The organism is Streptomyces sp. NPDC006265, from assembly GCF_040613555.1.
Taxonomy (GTDB): domain Bacteria; phylum Actinomycetota; class Actinomycetes; order Streptomycetales; family Streptomycetaceae; genus Streptomyces.
Genome location: NZ_JBEXSH010000080.1, coordinates 1 through 17,873 on the forward strand (window position 1 = coordinate 1; position 17,873 = coordinate 17,873).

16 protein-coding genes and 3 pseudogenes are annotated in these 17,873 nt (G+C 71.0%); 9 read left to right on the forward strand and 10 right to left on the reverse strand.

Translation table 11 applies throughout. From position 1 onward, the window contains the following. A pseudogene (locus ABZ281_RS09850) lies at positions 1-321 on the reverse strand (peptidoglycan-binding protein); the annotation flags it as partial. 158 nt (positions 322-479) lie between these two features. Between ABZ281_RS09850 and ABZ281_RS09855 the strand changes: the two are divergent. Further along, on the forward strand, positions 480-2,531 hold the full coding sequence (locus ABZ281_RS09855) for an MDR family MFS transporter (RefSeq protein WP_356653861.1): 2,052 nt from the start codon (positions 480-482) through the stop codon (positions 2,529-2,531). A gap of 2 nt (positions 2,532-2,533) precedes the next feature. Here ABZ281_RS09855 and ABZ281_RS09860 read toward each other — a convergent pair whose 3' ends face one another. Continuing rightward, the gene (locus ABZ281_RS09860) at positions 2,534-3,025 is read right to left on the reverse strand and encodes a GNAT family N-acetyltransferase (RefSeq protein WP_356653863.1); all 492 of its coding nucleotides are present in this window, start codon (positions 3,023-3,025) and stop codon (positions 2,534-2,536) included. 170 nt (positions 3,026-3,195) lie between these two features. Here ABZ281_RS09860 and ABZ281_RS09865 point away from each other — a divergent pair, with 170 nt between their 5' ends. Beyond that, complete coding sequence (locus ABZ281_RS09865) at positions 3,196-3,891, forward strand: hypothetical protein (RefSeq protein ID WP_356653865.1); 696 nt, start codon at positions 3,196-3,198, stop codon at positions 3,889-3,891. 4 nt (positions 3,892-3,895) lie between these two features. Beyond that, complete coding sequence (locus ABZ281_RS09870) at positions 3,896-4,534, forward strand: hypothetical protein (protein WP_356653867.1); 639 nt, start codon at positions 3,896-3,898, stop codon at positions 4,532-4,534. A 19-nt stretch (positions 4,535-4,553) separates the two neighbouring features. On the opposite strand, the gene ABZ281_RS09875 is transcribed toward ABZ281_RS09870, so the two are convergent. Further along, on the reverse strand, positions 4,554-4,961 hold the full coding sequence (locus ABZ281_RS09875; RefSeq protein ID WP_356653869.1) for a DUF1992 domain-containing protein: 408 nt from the start codon (positions 4,959-4,961) through the stop codon (positions 4,554-4,556). A gap of 91 nt (positions 4,962-5,052) precedes the next feature. Here ABZ281_RS09875 and ABZ281_RS09880 point away from each other — a divergent pair, with 91 nt between their 5' ends. Further along, positions 5,053-5,445: a hypothetical protein gene (locus ABZ281_RS09880; RefSeq protein WP_356653871.1), complete on the forward strand. Its 393-nt coding sequence runs from the start codon at positions 5,053-5,055 to the stop codon at positions 5,443-5,445. Positions 5,446-5,478: 33 nt separating this feature from the next. On the opposite strand, the gene ABZ281_RS09885 is transcribed toward ABZ281_RS09880, so the two are convergent. Beyond that, positions 5,479-6,150 (reverse strand): O-methyltransferase, encoded by a 672-nt coding sequence (locus tag ABZ281_RS09885; protein ID WP_356653873.1) that lies wholly within the window; start codon positions 6,148-6,150, stop codon positions 5,479-5,481. 89 nt (positions 6,151-6,239) lie between these two features. After that, on the reverse strand, positions 6,240-7,625 hold the full coding sequence (proP, locus tag ABZ281_RS09890) for a glycine betaine/L-proline transporter ProP (RefSeq protein ID WP_356653875.1): 1,386 nt from the start codon (positions 7,623-7,625) through the stop codon (positions 6,240-6,242). Positions 7,626-8,019: 394 nt separating this feature from the next. Here proP and ABZ281_RS09895 point away from each other — a divergent pair, with 394 nt between their 5' ends. Together ABZ281_RS09895 and ABZ281_RS09900 are read left to right on the forward strand one after the other, a co-directional pair. Then, positions 8,020-10,062, forward strand: a complete 2,043-nt coding sequence (locus tag ABZ281_RS09895) for a phosphatase PAP2 family protein (RefSeq protein WP_356653877.1) — start codon at positions 8,020-8,022, stop codon at positions 10,060-10,062. Positions 10,063-10,164: 102 nt separating this feature from the next. Further along, on the forward strand, positions 10,165-10,605 hold the full coding sequence (locus tag ABZ281_RS09900) for a peptidoglycan-binding domain-containing protein (protein ID WP_356653879.1): 441 nt from the start codon (positions 10,165-10,167) through the stop codon (positions 10,603-10,605). Between the two features lie 26 nt (positions 10,606-10,631). Here ABZ281_RS09900 and ABZ281_RS09905 read toward each other — a convergent pair. Next, a pseudogene (locus ABZ281_RS09905) lies at positions 10,632-11,010 on the reverse strand (ATP-binding protein). Between the two features lie 121 nt (positions 11,011-11,131). On the opposite strand from ABZ281_RS09905, the gene ABZ281_RS09910 reads away from it, so the two are divergent. Then, the gene (locus ABZ281_RS09910) at positions 11,132-11,980 is read left to right on the forward strand and encodes a helix-turn-helix transcriptional regulator (RefSeq protein WP_356653881.1); all 849 of its coding nucleotides are present in this window, start codon (positions 11,132-11,134) and stop codon (positions 11,978-11,980) included. Next, entirely contained in the window at positions 11,940-12,218 is a 279-nt protein-coding gene (locus ABZ281_RS09915; protein WP_356653883.1) for a DUF397 domain-containing protein, read from the forward strand. Before ABZ281_RS09910 ends, ABZ281_RS09915 begins: the two co-directional genes overlap by 41 nt. Here the strand turns inward: ABZ281_RS09915 and ABZ281_RS09920 are convergent. Further along, complete coding sequence (locus ABZ281_RS09920) at positions 12,202-13,371, reverse strand: steroid 3-ketoacyl-CoA thiolase (RefSeq protein WP_356653885.1); 1,170 nt, start codon at positions 13,369-13,371, stop codon at positions 12,202-12,204. The genes ABZ281_RS09915 and ABZ281_RS09920 overlap by 17 nt on opposite strands. Before the next feature lie 218 nt (positions 13,372-13,589). Here ABZ281_RS09920 and ABZ281_RS09925 point away from each other — a divergent pair, with 218 nt between their 5' ends. Next, entirely contained in the window at positions 13,590-14,825 is a 1,236-nt protein-coding gene (locus ABZ281_RS09925; RefSeq protein WP_356653887.1) for a cytochrome P450, read from the forward strand. Between the two features lie 102 nt (positions 14,826-14,927). On the opposite strand, the pseudogene ABZ281_RS09930 reads toward ABZ281_RS09925, so the two are convergent. The 3 genes and pseudogenes from ABZ281_RS09930 to ABZ281_RS09940 all read right to left on the reverse strand — a co-directional run. Beyond that, positions 14,928-15,052, reverse strand: a pseudogene (locus ABZ281_RS09930) (lytic transglycosylase domain-containing protein); the annotation flags it as partial. 220 nt (positions 15,053-15,272) lie between these two features. Beyond that, on the reverse strand, positions 15,273-16,121 hold the full coding sequence (locus tag ABZ281_RS09935; RefSeq protein ID WP_356653889.1) for an ECF transporter S component: 849 nt from the start codon (positions 16,119-16,121) through the stop codon (positions 15,273-15,275). After that, positions 16,118-17,776 (reverse strand): ATP-binding cassette domain-containing protein, encoded by a 1,659-nt coding sequence (locus ABZ281_RS09940; RefSeq protein ID WP_356653891.1) that lies wholly within the window; start codon positions 17,774-17,776, stop codon positions 16,118-16,120. Before ABZ281_RS09940 ends, ABZ281_RS09935 begins: the two co-directional genes overlap by 4 nt. Positions 17,777-17,873: the final 97 nt, after the last annotated feature.

The following is a 17,873-nucleotide window of genomic DNA, read 5'->3' on the forward strand; positions in this document are numbered from 1 at the left end:
AGCCGTTCCCGGGGTGCCTTCGGATGACGCCCCCGTGGGTCCCCCCGGGCTCGGGGACGTCGGAGCCCCGGCCGGTAAGGACGGCTGCCTCTCGCCGGCGGCGCGTGCCGTACCCCCGCCCGGATCGCCGGAGGCCCCGGCGTCGATCTCCACGTACGGGCGGATCCGCAGCGGGTCGAAGTCCTCCGCTGCCGCCGCCTGGGCGGTGCGGGCGTCGCGGAGGGCCTCGGCGGCACGGTGTGTGCAGGCGCAGGCGGGGGTGTTGTCCCGCTGTCTGGGCGCGCCGCACTCCGGGCACGGGTGGCCGTTGGACGGTTCCACGCGTCCTCCCTCCCCTCGCGAACTCCAAAGATTATCCAGATCTTCTCCACAGTGCGGTCGAGGAGCCCCCGGAACCACAGCTTCCAAACGGGCCCGGCGGGCCATAAGAGGTCACAGCGGTCACGATGGAAAATGTCACAGGAGACTCGGGAGGTCGTATGGCCGGGGACGCGAACGCCACCACGCTGACGCCCCCGGGCGCGGCCCCTCAGGAGCGGGTGCCCGGGAACGTCCTGGTCTCCATCGGCGCCCTGCTCCTCGGCATGCTGCTGGCCGCCCTCGACCAGACCATCGTGTCGACCGCGCTGCCCACGATCGTCAGCGATCTCGGCGGCCTGGACCACCTGTCCTGGGTGGTCACCGCGTATCTGCTGGCCGCGACCGCCGCCACCCCCCTGTGGGGCAAGCTCGGCGACCAGTACGGACGCAAGAGGCTGTTCCAGACGGCGATCGTGATCTTCCTGATCGGGTCCGCGCTGTGCGGCGCCGCGCAGGACATGGCGCAGCTGATCGCCTTCCGGGCCCTTCAGGGGCTCGGCGGCGGCGGACTGATCGTGCTGTCGATGGCGATCGTCGGAGATCTGGTGCCACCTCGTGAACGCGGCCGCTACCAGGGCCTGTTCGGTGCCGTGTTCGGCGCGACCAGCGTGCTCGGGCCGTTGCTCGGCGGGCTGTTCACCCAGCACCTGAGCTGGCGCTGGGTGTTCTACGTCAACCTGCCGGTCGGCGTCGTCGCCCTCGCCGTGATCGCCGCCGTCCTGCACATCCCGCGCACGGCGCAACGGCACGTCATCGACTACCTCGGCACCTTCCTCATCGCCGCCGTCGCCACCTGCCTGGTGCTGGTCGCCTCGCTCGGCGGGACGACCTGGGCATGGGGGTCCTGGCAGATCGTCGGCCTCGCGGTCCTGGGCGTCGTCCTCGCCGTCGCCTTCGTGGCGGTCGAGCGGCGGGCCGCCGAACCCGTGCTGCCGCTCAAGCTGTTCCGCGTACGCACCTTCACGCTCGCGGCCCTGATCAGTTTCGTCGTCGGGTTCGCCATGTTCGGCGCCATGACGTATCTGCCGACCTTCCTCCAGGTCGTGCAGGGCATCAGTCCGACCATGTCCGGTGTGCACATGCTGCCGATGGTGCTGGGCCTGCTGCTGGCCTCGACGGCCTCCGGGCAGATCGTCAGCCGCACCGGCCGCTGGAAGGTGTTCCCGATCGCCGGCACCGGCATCACCACGCTCGGGCTGCTCCTGCTCCACCAGCTCGACGAGCACAGCTCCACCGCCGAGCTGAGCGGCTTCTTCTTCGTCTTCGGGCTCGGACTCGGCCTGGTGATGCAGGTCCTCGTGCTCATCGTGCAGAATGCCGTCCCCTACGAGGACCTGGGCGTGGCCACCTCCGGCGCGACCTTTTTCCGCTCCATCGGCGCCTCGTTCGGCGTCGCCGTCTTCGGCACGGTCTTCGCGGGCCGGCTCGGCGACCAGCTCACGGACGCCTTCCGGGGCGTCCGGCTCCCGCCCGGCATCTCCGTGGACACCCTGGAGGCCGACCCGCGCGGCATCGCCGCCCTGCCGTCCGGCCTGCGCCCACCCGCCCTGCACGCCTACGCCGTCTCCATCACGGACGTCTTCCTGTACGCCGCCCCCGTCGCGCTTCTCGGCTTCGTACTGGCCTGGTTCCTGAAGGAGGACCGGCTGCGCGGCTCGGTCACCGCGCCCGACGTCACCGAGACCCTCGCCAGCAACCCCGTCGAGCGTTCCTCGTACGACGAGGTGTGCCGGGCGCTGTCGGTGCTCGGCACCCGCGCGGGGCGGCGCGAGATCTACCGGAAGATCACCGACCGGGCGGGCTACGACCTGCTGCCCGCCACGAGCTGGCTGCTGCTGCGGATGCGGCACCACGGCTCCGTGGAGCCGGGTGTGCTCGCCGACGCGATGCCCGTGCCGCTGACCGTGGTCATGGAGGCCGCCCGGCAGGCCGAGGTGCGCCGCCTCGCCGTGCGGCGGGGGGTCGACATGGTCCTGACCGACCAGGGGCGCGAGGTCGCCGGCCGGCTGGCCGAGGCCCGTGAGGAGCCCCTCGCCGAGCTGCTCGGCGACTGGTGGGGGCCGGACCGGCCGACCGACCTGGAGCGGCTCGTGCGGGAGCTGACCGGCGAACTGTGCGGATCGCGGCGCGAGCGGCCGTACAGCGTGAGCTCCACACGGGAGAGGGCCTGAGTTCAGGCCAGTTCCTTGCTGAACCAGTGCTCCGCGTACCGGTCGTCGTTGTGGGGTGCGGTCTCGGTGTAACCGAGGCGGGCGTAGAGGCCGCGGGCCTCGACGAGGTCGCCGCGGGTGTCGAGGATGATCCGGGCGGCCCCGAGCGTGCGTGCGGCGTCCTCGGCGGCCCGGATCAGGAGCGGGGCGCCGCCCCGGCCGCGCATCGGCTCGTGCAGGAACACCCGCGTGAGTTCGGCGGTCGCGCCGTCCAGCAGCCGTACGCCCGCACTGCCGGCCGGCTCACCGTCGTACCGGGCGACGAGCAACCGCCCGCCCGGCGGGGCGAGATCCGCACCGGACCGGGCGGCGATCTCCCGCTCCAGCTCCGCCGGGCCGGTCCGGCGCCCCTCGTGCAGCAGGTACCAGCGGTCGCTGACCTCGGTGTAGTACGCCCGCCACAGAGCGGCGGCCACGGGGGAGTCGTACGGCTCCGGAGTCACGGTCCAGGTCATGGACCGCATTCTCCTCAGGCGCCCCACCGGACACGCAATCGAATTGTTCCGGCCACCTGTTCGCGCCCCGGTTGCGCCCGAGCGCCGTTTGGGGACGGGCTTTGGGGACACCCGACGGGCGAACCGGCTCGCGAGGAGAGCCGGTTGGGCCGAGAACCCGGAAGGCATTCATGTCCACTGGCCTGATCATTGCTCTGATCGTGATAGCGGCGGTCGTCATCATCGCGGCCGTCATGACCCTGCGCGCCCGCGGGCCTCGGCGTGGCCCGAGCCTGAAGCGGCGCTTCGGACCCGAGTACGACCGGGCCGTCGCCCGGCACGACGGTGACGCCACAGCGGCCGAGCGCGAACTGACCGAGCGCGTGCAGCGCCACGGCGAACTGCGCGAGCGGTCGCTGGAGCCGGCACAGCGCGAGCAGTACGAGGCGCGCTGGACGGCCGCGCAGGAGCGGTTCGTCGACTCGCCGCGCGAGGCCGTCGCCGAGGCGGACCGGCTGCTCGCCGAGGTGACCGGTGCCCGGGGCTTCCCGGACGGCGGGCAGTACGAGGAACAGCTGGCCGCGCTGTCCGTGCACCACGCCCACCACGTGGACGGCTACCGGCGCGTGCACCGCGCAGCGCATCTGCGCGCGGAGGACGCCCGCGACGGCGGCCAGGGCACGGAAGACATGCGTGAGGCCATGGTGGCGGCCCGCGCCCTGTTCGAGGAGCTGGTGCGGCCGGCCCGCCACGACGGCGACGGCCACACCGGCGGACGGCACGACAGCGGCCGCGAGCGCGCCGCTCTGAACGGCGGACGCAAGGCTCCGACCCGCGGCGGCCACCTGCCGTGGGCGATGAACCGACGTCAGGCGAAGGAGAGTTGAGGCAATGACCGACATGACCCGACCGCCCGGCGACCACACGCCGGCCGCGCCGGACGCCCGCGGCGAGAGCGCCCTGGGCACCGGCCACCGCACCACCGCACCGGGCACGGACCACGACACGGCCCGAGACCTGGACACCGACCGCGGCGCCACGCGCGGCACCGACGCGGACCGCGCCGCGGCGCAGGGCACCGACGTACCCGCTGCCGACCGGCACGGCACGGACCTGCCCGGCACCGACCGGCACGGTACGGACGGCACCGGCCGGCACGACACGGCCCGGCTCGGCACCGAAGTGCCCCGCGGTGACCACGGCACCGGCCCCGACAAGGCCGGCTCCGCCAAGAACCGGGCCCATCTGCTCGCGCACGACGACTCCGACAAGCTCGGCTCGCAGTTGCAGCACGCCGTCGCCGGGTTCGTCGACGGGCCCCGGGCCGCCGTCGAGGAGGCCGACCACGTGCTGGAGGAGATCGCGGCCCGCTTCACCGAGGCCGTGACGCAGCGCCGTCGAACCCTGCGCCACTCCTGGCAGTCCGTCGAGGGCGGCGAGAGCAGGTCCGTCTCGTCGGCCGACACCGAGCAGCTCCGGCTGGCCCTGAAGGACTACCGCGAGCTGGCCGAACGGCTGCTGCACGTGTGAGCCGGGGTGAATCCCCCGGTCAGTGATCCTCCCGGCGCTCCCGCCACTGCCGTACGACGTCCTCGACGTCGTACGGCTTCTTTCCCAGCGGGGGGCCGGGCGGCGGTTTGAACATCATCTCGCGGACCTTGTCGTTGATCTCGCCGATGATCTTCCGGACGATCCGTTCCGAGGGGGCCGAGAACGCGGCTTCCAGCGCGTCCTCCGCCTCCTTGCGCAGTGCCAGCGCCGGCGGGAGGACGGAGAAGCCCTCGCGGGCCATCTTCCGCTTGATCCACCACAGTTCGTCGTAGGTGCTCTCGATCTCAGGGGGGAGCGGTTCGCCCACCCCCGGCAGCCGTTCGAACTCCCCGCGCGTCTCCGCGTCACGGATCTGCTTGTCGACCCAGGACTCGAAGTCGACGCCTGGTGGCTTTCGCTCGGTCATGAGGCCATTGTGCCGGACACCGCGCGGCCAGGCGTTCTATCATTCGGCGGGCTTGCAGTCCCACCCAGGACGTCTCGGACAAGGAGCGCACGTGCTCGAACTCACCATGGCCACCGTCGCGGAGGCGGAGGCCGGAGCCACGGCCGGCATGCTCATGGCCGACGCGCCGAGCGAGCCGGGCGCGGTGCTGCGGGTGGGCCGCGACAAGTCCGTGTGCCGGCTGAGCACTCCGGACGACTGGCTGTTCGTCTCCCGCGTCCACCTGGAGTTCCTGTGCGGGCCGGAGGGGACCTGGCAGCTCACCTGGCTGCGCGGCTCCCAGCCCGACCCGTCCTCCGAAGTGCGGCTGACCATGGGGGAGTACGTCCAGCCCCTCGCCTACGGTGGCACCGTCCCGCTGCCCAGGGGCGGCAGCGGCGAGATCATCATCCAGGACCGCAGCGCCCCGCGCAGCGTCAACGTGGGCTTCTACCACGAGGTGTGACGGCGAGGCCGCACGCCGTGTGAGGGCGGCGCCTCACGCCAGCACGCGCGCCAGGGCGAACCCGTCGTAGCCCTTCATGCCCACCGTCTGGATCGCGGTGCCGCTCAGTCTCGGGTGGCCGGCGATCAGCTCGATCGCGGTGCGGGTGCCCGTGACGTCCGGGGCGGTGCTGTCCGCGTCGACGACCCGGCCGCCCCGTACGACGTTGTCGAGGACGATCAGGCTGCCCGTGCTGGTGAGCCGGATCGCCCACTCCACGTAGTGCGGGTTGTTGGCCTTGTCGGCGTCGATGAAGACCAGGTCGAACGGGGGCGGGTTCTCGTCGGCCAGCTTGGGCAGCGATTCCAGGGCCGGGCCGACCCGCACCTCGACCAGCTGGTCAAGACCGGCGCGGGCGATGTTGCGGACGGCGACCTCGGCGTGCACGGGGTCGTACTCCAGGGAGACCAGCCGTCCGTCGGCGGGCAGGGCGCGGCCCAGCCAGATGGTGCTGTAACCGCCGAGCGTGCCGATCTCCAGGATGTGGCGGGCGCCCTGGATCTGGGCGAGGAGCTGGAGGAGCTTGCCTTGGTTTCCCGCGACGTTGATGTGCGGAAGCCCGGCGGCGTCGCTGTCACGCAGGGCTGCCGCCAGGGCTTCGTCGTCCGGTGCGAGGTGGGCGGCGAAGTAGGCGTCGACCTCGTCCCAGACGTGCGACTCGCTCATGCGCCTCTACCTTTCGTCAGCGTAATTAGCATCCCTAACTACTGGCGCTGACGAAGATAGTTGGTGTGCGGGGCGCTGTCAGCGGGATTTCACTCGGCGTGTCGGCCCGCCACCGAGGGCGCCGAGCCGGGCAGTGGACGCCCCGCCGACTCCGCCATGCGCCACACGGCGAAACCGCCGATCACGGCCGCGGCCATCATGTAGTACGCGGGCATCATCATGTTCCCGGTCGCGCCGATCAGGGCTGTGACCACCAGCGGGGTCGTGCCGCCGAACAGGGACACCGAGACGTTGAAGCCGATCGACAGCGAGCCGTAGCGGACCTTCGTCGGGAACAGCGCCGGCAGCGCGGAGGGCATCGACGCCGTGAAGCAGACCAGCAGCATGCCGAGGGCGCCCATGCCGAGCGCGACCGCGAGCAGGCTGCCCTCGCGGATCAGCAGCAGGGCCGGGACGGACAGCAGCAGGAAGCCCGCGCAGCCGGTGGCGATCACCGGGCGGCGGCCGACGCGGTCGGTCAGCGCGCCGGCGAACGGCTGCACGGTCATCATCACGGCCATCACGCCGAGGACGACCAGCAGGCCGTGCGTCTCGTCGTAGTGGAGCTGACCGGTCAGGTAGCTCGGCATGTACGACAACAGCATGTAGTCGGTGACGTTGAAGACCAGCACCAGGCCGACGCAGAGCAGCAGCGCGCGCCACTGGCCGGTGACCATCTCGCGCAGCGGCGTCTTCGGGCGGTTGTTCTCGGCCTTCTCGGCCTCGGCCGCGAACGCCGGGGTCTCCTCCAGGCGCATCCGCAGGTAGAGGCCGATGATGCCCATCGGGCCCGCGATCAGGAACGGGACGCGCCAGCCCCAGGAGGTCAGGTCGTCGGTGGAGAGCAGGGCGGTCATGATCGTGACCAGGCCCGCGCCGCCGATGTAGCCGGCCAGCGTGCCGAACTCCAGCCAGCTGCCGAGGAAGCCGCGCCGCTTGTCGGGGGCGTACTCGGCGATGAACGTGGAGGCGCCCGCGTACTCGCCGCCGGTGGAGAAGCCCTGCACGAGCCGGGCCACCAGGAGCAGGATCGGCGCGCCGACTCCGATCGTCGCGTACGACGGGATCAGACCGATCGCGAAGGTGCCCGCCGCCATCATGATCATGGTGAGGGCGAGGACTTTCTGGCGGCCCACGCGGTCGCCGAGCGGCCCGAAGACCATGCCGCCGAGGGGGCGGACCAGGAAGGCCGCGGCGAAGGCGCCGAACGTGGACAGCAGCTGGGCGGTGGGGTTGCCCGAGGGAAAGAAGACCTTGCCCAGCGTCACCGCGATGTAGCTGTAGACACCGAAGTCGAACCACTCCATCGCGTTGCCCAGCGCGGCCGCCTTCACGGCGCGCTTGACGAGCGCGGGGTCGGTGACGGTGGGGTCGGGGGCCTTCGCCCTGCGGGTCTTCACGAGGGACGCGGGGGCGACGACTGAGGCAGTCGACAAGACTCGCTCGCCTACCTTTCGACGGGGACAGGGACGCGGACCCGCGCGGCGGCGCTGTCGTACGGGCCGAAAGAGCGACGATAGGCGGATTTGCTCCGCTTACGGGCGGTACGGCATTGGCTGCATGCTGCACGTAAATCGGCGCTGCGCAGGCACTTCTGCCCCGCGGGAAGCGGCTCACGTCGATCTTCATGTGACCCTTGTCGCTTCCTCGAGAGGTCGTCACGCCGTCTGCGCACGGTCGATGTCGCCCGTGACTCCTTCCTCGAGGCCGCGTCTCCTTTCCCGAAACCGCGTCTCCTTCCCCGAAGTCCTGCGATCCCCATAGGGTTCGCAGGAGAAATACTCACATTCGGGATATACAGGATGGACTGGTGCGGGAGGCCGACGAGGCGTGGCGAATGCGGATCACGGCGGCGGACGGCCGGCGGAAGGCTTCGGAGCGACGGCCGCAGGCGGGGCCCGCCCACGTCTGCGCGTCGCCCGCGCGGGGCTGTGGCTGATCGCCGCCGTCCTCGCCGCCCGGCAGGTGGCCGTCGTCCTCGCCACCCCTCGCGGTGAGCGGCTGACGGACCTGGAGACCTGGGTCGGGCCCAACGGCGTCCTGCACGTGAACGGCTCGCTGTACGACTCGACCCGCTTCACGGGCACGCCCTTCGGCGGGCTCGTCCTCAAGCCCCTCACCCGTTCGGCCGAACAGGCCCTCGGCTGGGGCTGGACCTTCGGCACGCTGCTGCTGGTCGTCGCCCTCGGCCTGATCGCCGCCCGCGCCCTGCCCCAGCCGGTCGGCCGGCGCACGGCACTGCTGGCCGCGCCGATCGCCGTCAGCCTGCTGATGCTGTCCCTGCCCGTGCGCAGCACCCTCTCGCTCGGCCAGACCAGCGTCATCCCGGTCCTGCTCGTCCTGCTCGGCTGCTTCACCGCCCGCGGCCAGCGCACCAGCGGCCTGCTCATCGGTCTCGCGGCGGCGCTCCAGCCGACCCTGCTGCTGTTCGCGCCCCTGCTGTGGTGCACCGGCCGCAGACGCGCTGCGCTCGCCACCGGCGTCACCTTCGCCGTCGGCACCGGGCTCGCCTGGGCGGCGATGCCGCACGATTCCCACCGCTACTGGGTCCACCACATGGCGGGCGCCGGCCTCGGCGGACCGGCCGACGACCTCGCCAACCAGTCCCTGCACGGCGCCCTGCTCCGGCTCGGCCTGAACGGCCCTCTGGAGATCGCGCTGTTCCTGACGCTCGGCGCGGCCGTCGCCGTCCTGGCCCTGCGCCGAGCCGTGCGCTGCTTCCGCGACGGGCGGATGCTGCTCGCCGTCGCGATCACCGGCTGCGCCGCGATCGTCGTCTCGCCCACGGCCTGGCAGCACCAGCTGCTGTGGGTGCTGCTCGCGGCCGTGGGCCGGGTCGGCAGACGGGCCTCGGACCGGTACGTGTGGCCGGTCACCGTCGTCGTGGTCATGACCTTGCCGGCCAAGATGATCCTGCCGAACATGGCGTCCCTGAACCCCGTGCGCGACAACGTCGTCCTGCTGGCCGCGCTCGCCGCCGCCACCGCCGTGCCGTTCCTGTCCCGCGCCTCGCCCTTCTGGCGGTCGCCGGTGCCGACCGTGTACGCGCCCGCCGTCCCGGCCCGCTTCCGGCACGTACCGCTGGTGCCGTTCCTGCGCCGGGTCCTCACCCGGCCGAACCTCCTCCTCGAACTGCTCCTGCTGCGGGTCACCTACGCCGCCTACTCCAAGGTCCGGCTCGCGGCCACCGGGGGCAGCAACTCGGCCGGGCGCGCCGAGGCCGAGGAGAACGGCATGCAGGTCTACGACGTCGAGCGCGTCCTGCACCTCGACATCGAGGGCTGGGTCAACCACACCGTCGTCGGGATCGGCTGGCTGCGGGACTTCTTCGACCAGTACTACACGTCGTTCCACTTCGTGGTCCCGCTGGCCGTCCTCGCGGTCCTGTACTGGCGCCGCCCGGCCGATTACCGCTGGGCCCGTTCCGCCCTGGGCATCGCCACCCTGCTCGCCCTGGTCGGCTTCTGGCTCTACCCCCTGGCCCCACCCCGCCTGATGCCCACGCTCGGCTTCATCGACACCGTCCACGGCACCCAGGACTTCTCCCAGCCCGACTACGGCACGCTCACGGCCCTCACCAACCAGTACGCGGCCATGCCGTCGCTGCACTTCGGCTGGTCGCTGTGGTGCGGTGTCGTGATCGCGGTGCTGGCCTCACGGTGGTGGATGAGGGCACTGGGCCTGCTGCATCCGCTGCTCACCGCCCTCGCGATCGTCGCGACGGCGAACCACTGGGTGCTGGACGCGGCCGGGGGAGCGGTGGCGGTGGCGGCGGGGTTCGGTGTGACGTACTTCCTCCAGGGGCCGCGGGCGCGGGCGCTGGAGGCGGCCGACCGCGAACGCACACCGACCCGGAAACCCGTACACGGCTGACAGGATCCCGAGGCCGACGCCGCCCGGCTCCCTCCCCGGCGCAGCCATCCCCGAGATGCAACCCGGGTGAGGGCCGCGCACGATGAGAAAGGGGCACCCTCTGTGGAGGTGATCGGGATGCGACGTGTGCTCATCGCCGTAGCGGCGCTGGCTGTGCCAATCTCCCTTGTGGGAGCACCGGCTGTAGCGGCATCACCTGGAACCTCTGCGACCGCCGTGGTGAAACCAGCCCAGGCCGCAGACAAGTTGAATCGCCCAACAGCCCTTGTGGCCCAGGGGCCGGACGACATATGTGATTTCACCATCAACCGACCGAACCTCCGTCTGGGGTCATCCGGGGCGGTGGTCCAGCAGGCCCAGTGCTACCTGAACCAGGCGATCGACGCCGGTCTGGACGTGGACGGGGACTTCGGCCGCGTCACGCAATCCGCGACGAGGGCCTTTCAGCAGTGTGCCGGCATCGTCGTGGACGGTCGTATCGGAGCCCAGACCTGGTCGTTCCTTTCCTTCTGGGCCAACGCGCCGGACGCTCCCTTCTGTTAGCGAGCGAGCCTGAGGCGGCACGGCGTTCACACCGGGACGGCGGACTCGCCTCCGCATTCGAACCACACGGTCTTCCCGCCCCCGGACCACAGCGACACGCCCCACTTGTCGGCCACCGCGTCCAGCAGGAGCAGCCCCCGGCCGTTCTCGGACTCCTCGTCCAACACGTCGGGCAGGCGCGGCAGTTCATCGCTGCCGTCCGTGACCTCGACGCGTACGCCGGTGCGCTGCCGCAGCAACAACAGCGCGCAGCGGCGGTCCGGGACGTGCCGTACGACGTTGGCGAGCAGCTCGGTCACGCCCAGCTCGACGGCGTCGGACAGCTCGGGCATGTCCCACTCGCCGAGGAAGGAGCGGGATACGGCGGATGTGCCGGGGGGCATGTTCGCCGACGGTGAGGCGCATCGCGTACTGGGCGGGAATGTATTCGTTCACGAGACGAGGCTGACGTGCGGTGACTACGCCCGGCTACAGAACGGATACAACCCGTCCCTTGGTGGACGGAGTTGCGTGAGAGGGGCTCTGCGTGACCAACATCAACGCCCTTGACCCGGGTGCCTCCCCGCTCGACTACTACGGCTATGAGCTACGCCGCCACAGGGAGGCGGCGGGACTGACGCTCAAGCAACTCGGGGGAATCCTCAACTACACCGGCTCGCTGGTGGGGCAGATCGAGACGGCCCGTAAGGTTCCGACGCCGGAGTTCAGCGAACGGGCGGATGCGGCGCTGGGTACGGACGGAATGTTCTCCCGGCTCGTCGAGCTGGTGCTGCGCAGTCGGCTTCCGGCGTGGTTCCAGCAGGTGGCGGAACTTCAGGCGCGGGCCGCCGAGATCTACTCCTTCGAGCCTCAGATGATCCATGGTCTGCTCCAGACCAAGGCCTACGCCCGTGCTGTACTCGGCTTGGTTGATCAGACGGACCTCGATGACCGCGTTGCCGTTCGCCTGGCCCGTCAGCGCATCTTCGAGAAGGACGAATCCCCTGTTTTCTGGGCGATCCTCAGCGAAGCCGCTCTGTACCAGGAGATCGGTAACTCTGAGACCATGCGGGAGCAACTGGCCCACCTGTTGTCGTTCGGGTGCACCCCCCGGATCAACGTCCAAGTGCTGCCGTTCTCTGCTGGAGCGCACGCGGGGCTGACAGGCTCATTCGACCTCTACCGCTTCGCGGGTGACCCGGCCATTGTCTATACGGAGGGTTACGGCAGCGCGCATCCCACCGCCAACCCGGACACTGTCAAGGACTGCTCGCTCCGTTACGATCACCTCCAAGCCGCCGCACTCTCACTCAGGGACTCGGCGGAGCTGATTCGGCGTGTAATGGAGGAACGCTATGGAGAGCAACGCGCTTCCCACGGGGATCCAGTGGCGTAAGTCCAGCTACAGCAGCGACCAGGGCGGCAATTGCGTGGAGTGCGCGCCGATGGGGGCCCTGGCCTGGCGCAAGTCCACGCACAGCGGCGACCAGGGCGGTCAGTGCCTCGAAGTCGCCGAAACCCCGCACACCACCGTCGCGATACGCGACAGCAAGACCCCGGCGGGACCGATCCTCACCCTCGATCCCGCCACGTTCACCACCTTCGTCAACTGGACGTCTACAACCGCTGAATGATCGTGCCCGTGGCCAAACCGCCCCCCGCGCACATCGTGATCAGCGCGAACTCCTTGTCCGCGCGCTCCAGTTCATGAAGGGCCGTCGTGATGAGCCGGGCCCCGGTCGCTCCCACCGGGTGCCCGAGCGCGATCGCTCCGCCGTTGACGTTCACCTTCGACAGGTCCTGGTCGAAGACCCGCGCCCAGCTCAGCACCACGGACGCGAACGCCTCGTTGATCTCCACGAGGTCGATGTCTTTCAACGACATCCCGGCCTTGCCCAGGACGGCGTTCGTCGCGTCGATCGGGCCGTCGAGGTGGAAGTGGGGGTCGGATCCCACCAGGGCCTGGGCCACGATCCGGGCCCGGGGGCGGAGCTTCAGCGCCCGGGTCATCCGTTTCGACGCCCACATGACGGCCGACGCCCCGTCGGAGATCTGCGACGAGTTCCCGGCAGTGTGCACCGCCGTCGGCATGATCGGCTTCAGCGCGGCCAGCGCCTCCGCCGTCGTGTCGCGCAGCCCCTCGTCCTTGTCGACCAGGCGCCACATGCCCTGCCCGGCGTGCTGCTCCTCCTCGGTCGTGGGGACCTGGACCGCGAACGTCTCCCGTTTGAAGCGCTCCTCCGCCCAGGCGTGGGCGGCCCGTTCCTGCGAGGCGAGACCCAGCGCGTCGACGTCCTCCCGGGTCAGGCCCCGGTGCCGGGCGATGCGCTCGGCCGCCTCGAACTGGTTGGGCAGGTCCACGTTCCACTCGTCGGGGAACGGCTTGCCCGGCCCGTGCTTCGAGCCCGAGCCCAGCGGCACCCGCGACATCGACTCCACCCCGCAGGAGATGCCGACGTCGATCACGCCGGCCGCGACCATGTTGGCCACCATGTGCGAGGCCTGCTGGGAGGAGCCGCACTGCGCGTCGACGGTCGTCGCGGCCGTCTCGTAGGGGAGGCCCATGGTCAGCCAGGCCGTGCGCGCGGGGTTCATGGACTGCTCGCCGGCGTGGGTGACCGTGCCGCCGACGATCTGCTCGACGCAGTCGGCGGGGATGCCGGTGCGGCCGAGGAGTTCGCGGTAGGTCTCGCCCAGCAGGTAGGCGGGGTGCAGATGGGCGAGCGCGCCGCCGCGCTTGCCGATGGGAGTGCGTACGGCTTCGACGATCACGGGTTCGGCAGCCATGGGTGCGGGTCCTCTCCGGGAGGCTCAGCGGAACTAGTACGCGTTCTAGTTCTGCAAGCAGTGTGCTGAGGTCCGCTCGATGGCCGCAAGGGTCGTGCGGGCAATTGGCGTGCCCGTGCCTCTTGCTACTTGTAGAACCCGTTACTACCGTCACCGCAACTCCGCACAGCTGATGGGCCGTCAGACCTCAGAGTCGGTACGAGTGGTGGGAGCCGCCCATGCCCTGTCCCGCGCTGCCCGACGGGTTCGACTTCACCGACCCCGACCTGCTGCACCAGCGCGTCCCCCTGCCGGAGTTCGCCGAGCTGCGCCGGGCCGAACCGGTCTGCTGGGTGGCGCAGCCCACCGGTCTCGCCGGCTTCCAGGACGACGGCTACTGGGCGGTCACCCGGCACGCCGACGTCAAGTACGTCTCCACGCACCCGGAGTTGTTCTCGTCGTCCCTCAACACGGCGATCATCCGCTTCAACGAGCACATCGAACGCGATGCCATCGACGCACAGCGGCTGATCCTGCTGAACATGGACCCTCCGGAGCACACCCGGGTCCGGCAGATCGTGCAGCGGGGGTTCACGCCCCGGTCGATACGGGCGCTGGAGGACCGGCTGCGGGCCCGGGCCCACTCCATCGTCGCGTCCGCCCGCGCGCAGACCGGGCCGTTCGACTTCGTCACCCAGGTCGCCTGCGAACTGCCCCTCCAGGCGATCGCCGAGCTGATGGGTGTCCCCCAGGAGGACCGGGACAAGATCTTCGACTGGTCCAACAAGATGATCGCGTACGACGATCCCGAGTACGCCATCACCGAGGAGGTCGGCGCCGAGTCCGCCACGGAGATCCTCGCCTACGCGATGAACATGGCCGCCGACCGCAAGCAGTGCCCGGCCCACGACATCGTCACGCAGCTCGTCGCGGCGGAGGACGAGGGCAACCTCAGCTCCGACGAGTTCGGCTTCTTCGTGCTGATGCTGGCCGTCGCGGGCAACGAGACCACCCGCAACGCCATCACCCACGGCATGCACGCCTTCCTCACCCACCCGGAACAGTGGGAGCTGTACAAGAGCGACCGCCCACAGGCGGCGGCGGAGGAGATCGTGCGCTGGGCGACACCGGTCGCCGCCTTCCAGCGCACGGCCACCCAGGACACCGAACTCGGCGGCAAGCGCATCCGCGAGGGCGACCGGCTGGGGCTGTTCTACGCCTCCGCCAATCACGACCCCGAGGTCTTCGACGACCCGGACACCTTCGACGTCACCCGCGACCCCAACCCGCACCTCGGGTTCGGCGGCGGCGGTCCGCACTACTGCCTGGGCAAGTCCCTCGCCGTGCTGGAGATCAACCTCATCTTCAACGCGATCGCCGACGCCATGCCCGGGCTGAAGCTCGTCGGGGATCCGCGCCGGCTGCGGTCCGCCTGGATCAACGGGGTGAAGGAACTCCCGGTGAGCACGGGCTGAAGCCCTCCAGGCGGGAAACCGGGCATGGCGAAGGCGACGGCCCCGGGGATCAGGGGGCCGCCGCCTTCGGTCTGTGGGGTGGAGCCGGTTTCCGCGGCCGGCTCAGCAGGAGCCGTTGGCCTGCCAGAAGTTCCAGGCGCCGCAGGGCTGCCGTAGCGTTCCTTCATGTAGTCCAGGCCCCACTCGATCTGGGTGGCCGCGTTGGTCTTCCAGTCGGAGCCCGCCGAGGGCCTTCTGCGGGGTGGCGACACGGCGGAGACCGGAAGCGGCGGGCGCGGGCGACCTTTCGTCGGGGGCAGCGGTCGTCCACGGAAGCAGCCACGCCGGATGCGCGCAATGACCCCTTTTACTAGGTATGGCCGCATGTGCGGGGCGGGTCGGGCGCGGTGACCGGGGCTTGTCCCCTACGGCCCCGCGTCGTAGGTGACCCGGGTCATGTGGGCGGCTTCACTTCTCGGCGGCGTCGAACGTGACCGGCGTCTCGAAGGCCGCCCGGCGCGTCGCCCGGCGCAGTGCCCTGAGCACCGCCGGGCCGAGGGTGAGCGTCAGGACGACCGTGACGACGGCCCGGCCCAGGTCCCAGCCCAGCGACGTGGCCAGGCAGTACGCGACGAAACGGGCCAGGTTCGCGGCGACCGGCGCGTGCGGGTCGAAGGCCACGTTCGAGGCGAGGGCGCTCATGAAGGGCCAGCCCGCCATGTTCATCACCGTGCCGTAGGCGAACGCGGCGAGGAAGCCGTAGCCCGCGAGCATCGCCGGTTCGGCCCGGCCGCGCAGCCGGTCCGGGCCGGGCAGCAGACCCGCGCCCATCGCGAACCAGCCCATCGCCAGCATCTGGAACGGCAGCCACGGCCCGACCCCGCCCGTGAGCAGCGCGGACGCGAACATCGTCACCGAACCGAGGACGAACCCGAAGCCCGGGCCGAGCACCCGGCCGCTCAGCACCATCAGGAAGAACATCGGCTCGATACCGGCGGTACCGGCGCCGATCGGCCGCAGGGCCGCTCCCGTGGCGGCCAGCACGCCGAGCATCGCGACCGCCTTCGGGCCGAGACCGGACTCCGAGATCGCCGCGCCCACGACCGCCACCAGCAGCACCAGGACGCCCGCGAAGAGCCAGGGCGCGTCCTGCGCGTGCGCGCTGAGCCGCGAGGTGGGCGGGGCGAGGAACGGCCAGCCGAAACCGGCCACGCCCACCGCGCTGACCAGGGCCAGGGCGGCCACGGAGCGGGGGCCGAGACGGACGGCCCGGGCCTGCCGCTGCGTGGGCGGGCGGGTGGTCGCCTGGAGACTCATCGGTCGGTCCCCTCCAGTGCCGCGCGGACCTGGGTGACCGTGAGCCAGTGCTGGGGCGCCAGGATCTTGGTGACCTGCGGGGCGAAGGACGGCGAGGAGACGACGATGCCGGCCGTCGGGCCGTCCGCGATCACCTCACCCTCGGCCAGCAGCACCACCCGGTGGGCGAGCTCGGCCGCGAGCTCCACGTCGTGCGTGGCCAGGACGATGGCGTGCCCCTCGGCGGCCAGCGCGCGCAGCACCGTGACCAGGCGGGCCTTCGCCGCGTAGTCCAGGCCCCGGGTCGGCTCGTCCAGCAGGAGCAGCGGCGGCCGGGCCGTCAGCACGACGGCCAGGGCGAGCGCGAGCCGCTGCCCTTCCGAGAGGTCCCGGGGGTGGATGTCGTCGGTGACGCCGGGCAGCAGCTCGGTGACCAGGGCACGGCAGGTGCCGGGGTCCGCGCGGGCGTCCTGGTCGGCCGCCGCGCACTCGGCGGCGACGGTGTCGGCGTAGAGCAGGTCGCGAGGTTCCTGGGGGACGAGGCCGACCTTGCGGACGAGGTCCTTCGGAGCGGTGCGGTGGGGGGTGACCTCGCCGACGCGGACGGTTCCGGAGCTCGGCTTGACCAGGCCCACGAGTGAGTTGAGCAGGGTGGATTTTCCGGCGCCGTTGCGGCCCATGAGGGCGATCGTCTCGCCGGGGGCGATGGTGAGGTCGATGTGGTGCAGGGCCTGGATGCGGGCGCGGATGACCGAGAGGGCCTGGATGTGGGCGGCGCCTTCTGGGGTGTGCTGTGCGGGGCGTTCGCGGGTGCGGGCCGAATCTGGTTGAGCGCGCACTTCCCCGCGCACCTGAGGGACGTACTCCAGCTGTTGCTTGAGATCCACTGCCCTGCGGCGCGCGTCGCGGACCGTCAGGGGCAACGGGGACCAGCCCGCCAGACGGCCCAGGGCCACCACCGGCGGGAACACCGGGGACACGGCCATCACCTCCGCCGGGTCGCCCAGGACCGGGGGTGCGCCCGGGGCCGGAAGCAGGACGACCTGGTCGGCGTACTGGATGACGCGTTCCAGGCGGTGTTCGGCCATGAGGACGGTCGTGCCGAGGTCGTGGACGAGCCGCTGGAGGACCGCCAGCACCTCCTCGGCGGCTGCCGGGTCCAGCGCGGAGGTCGGCTCGTCGAGGACGAGGACGCTCGGATGCGGGGTGAGCACCGAGCCGATCGCGACGCGCTGCTGCTGGCCGCCGGAGAGCGTGGCGATCGGCCGGTCGCGCAGGCCGGCCAGCCCGAGCAGATCGAGCGTCTCCTCGACGCGACGCCGCATCACCTCTGGGGCGAGGCCCAGCGACTCCATGCCGTAGGCCAGTTCGTCCTCGACGGTGTCGGTGACGAAGTGGGAGAGCGGGTCCTGGCCCACCGTGCCCACCACGTCGGCCAGTTCGCGCGGCTTGTGGATGCGGGTGTCGCGGCCGGCGACCGTGACCCGGCCGCGCAGGGTGCCGCCGGTGAAGTGCGGGACGAGCCCGCTGACCGCGCCCAGGACGGTGGACTTGCCGACACCGGACGGACCGGCCAGGAGGACGAGTTCGCCCTCCGGGACCTCGAAGTCGACGCCTCGGACGGTGGGTTCGGCAGCCCCGTCGTACGTCACGGAGACATCCTCGAAGCGGATCACGACGGGCCGTGCGTCTCGTCGTAGTGGAGCTGACCGGTCAGGTAGCTCGGCATGTACGACAACAGCATGTAGTCGGTGACGTTGAAGACCAGCACCA

What these genes read in the sequence shown, in the direction of transcription:
- ABZ281_RS09920 (WP_356653885.1), bottom strand. Translation starts at nt 13,371, where the DNA reads ATGGCTGCCGAACCCGTGATCGTCGAAGCCGTACGCACTCCCATCGGC.
- ABZ281_RS09935 (WP_356653889.1), bottom strand. Translation starts at nt 16,121, where the DNA reads ATGAGTCTCCAGGCGACCACCCGCCCGCCCACGCAGCGGCAGGCCCGG.
- ABZ281_RS09860 (WP_356653863.1), bottom strand. Translation starts at nt 3,025, where the DNA reads ATGACCTGGACCGTGACTCCGGAGCCGTACGACTCCCCCGTGGCCGCC.
- ABZ281_RS09885 (WP_356653873.1), bottom strand. Translation starts at nt 6,150, where the DNA reads ATGAGCGAGTCGCACGTCTGGGACGAGGTCGACGCCTACTTCGCCGCC.
- ABZ281_RS09870 (WP_356653867.1), top strand. Translation starts at nt 3,896, where the DNA reads ATGACCGACATGACCCGACCGCCCGGCGACCACACGCCGGCCGCGCCG.
- ABZ281_RS09915 (WP_356653883.1), top strand. Translation starts at nt 11,940, where the DNA reads ATGGAGAGCAACGCGCTTCCCACGGGGATCCAGTGGCGTAAGTCCAGC.
- ABZ281_RS09875 (WP_356653869.1), bottom strand. Translation starts at nt 4,961, where the DNA reads ATGACCGAGCGAAAGCCACCAGGCGTCGACTTCGAGTCCTGGGTCGAC.
- ABZ281_RS09855 (WP_356653861.1), top strand. Translation starts at nt 480, where the DNA reads ATGGCCGGGGACGCGAACGCCACCACGCTGACGCCCCCGGGCGCGGCC.
- ABZ281_RS09865 (WP_356653865.1), top strand. Translation starts at nt 3,196, where the DNA reads ATGTCCACTGGCCTGATCATTGCTCTGATCGTGATAGCGGCGGTCGTC.
- ABZ281_RS09925 (WP_356653887.1), top strand. Translation starts at nt 13,590, where the DNA reads ATGCCCTGTCCCGCGCTGCCCGACGGGTTCGACTTCACCGACCCCGAC.